The organism is Pseudanabaena sp. CCNP1317, assembly GCF_034931345.1.
GTDB lineage: Bacteria > Cyanobacteriota > Cyanobacteriia > Pseudanabaenales > Pseudanabaenaceae > Pseudanabaena > Pseudanabaena galeata.
Genome location: NZ_JAYGIF010000144.1, coordinates 1 through 737, shown reverse-complemented (window position 1 = coordinate 737; position 737 = coordinate 1). Strand labels below are relative to the sequence as shown.

Sequence of the window (737 nt, the reverse complement as noted above, 5' to 3'; positions counted from 1 at the left end):
TTCATCGCGGACCTCGCGGTCGCGACGGGCGTCGGCCAGATCAAGACCGGTTCCCTCTGCCGGTCGGAGCGCATCGCGAAGTACAACCAGCTCCTCCGCATCGAAGAGCAGCTCGGCGACGCCGCGCTCTTCGCTGGCGCGAGCACCCTCGCGTGACGCGCATGTACAGGGATTCGTCGAGCCTGCGAGGCTCGCGTTTCGGCGTGTCGTGCGTCGCCTCGTCGTGCGTCGTCTCGCTCGTGGGGGGAGGGGCTGACGACAGCCCCTCGAGCTGAGCGATGCCGTTCGGAAAGATCCTCATCGCGCGGCGTGGTGAGGCGGCCGCGCGCGTTGCCCGCACCTGCCGACGCCTCGGCATCGAGACGGTCGCGCTCTACTCGGAGCGCGCGGAGAGCGTGCACGTCGAGGCGTGCGACGAGGCGATCAAGGTCGTCGCGGAGAACGGGCGCGTACCCGCCGAAGCGGTGATCGAAGCGGCGCGCACGGCGGGGGTCGACGCGATCTATCCCGGCTACGCGTCGTATACGATGCACCTCGAGCTCGCGGAGCGCGCGGAGTCGGAAGACTTCGTGTGCATCGGGATCGATCCGGAGCTGCTTCGTCTGGTGCGCGATCGGGCCGCGGTCGCGACGCTCGCGGAGGAAGCGGGCGCGACGCCCGTGCCGTGGGTCGCGGTCGAGGACGAAAAAGAAGCATACCGACACAGCGACGACATCGGATATCCGCTGCTCGTGAAG

Annotated in this window: 1 protein-coding gene and 1 pseudogene; both read left to right on the top strand. The window is 68.9% G+C overall.

Annotated features, from left to right (window positions below; all coding sequences use genetic code 11):
- Window positions 1–156: pseudogene (gene eno, locus VB775_RS22555) on the top strand (phosphopyruvate hydratase); the annotation flags it as partial.
- A 122-nt stretch (window positions 157–278) separates the two neighbouring features.
- Window positions 279–737: biotin carboxylase N-terminal domain-containing protein (locus VB775_RS22550; RefSeq protein ID WP_323216966.1), on the top strand; the 459-nt coding region annotated here is incomplete at its 3' end.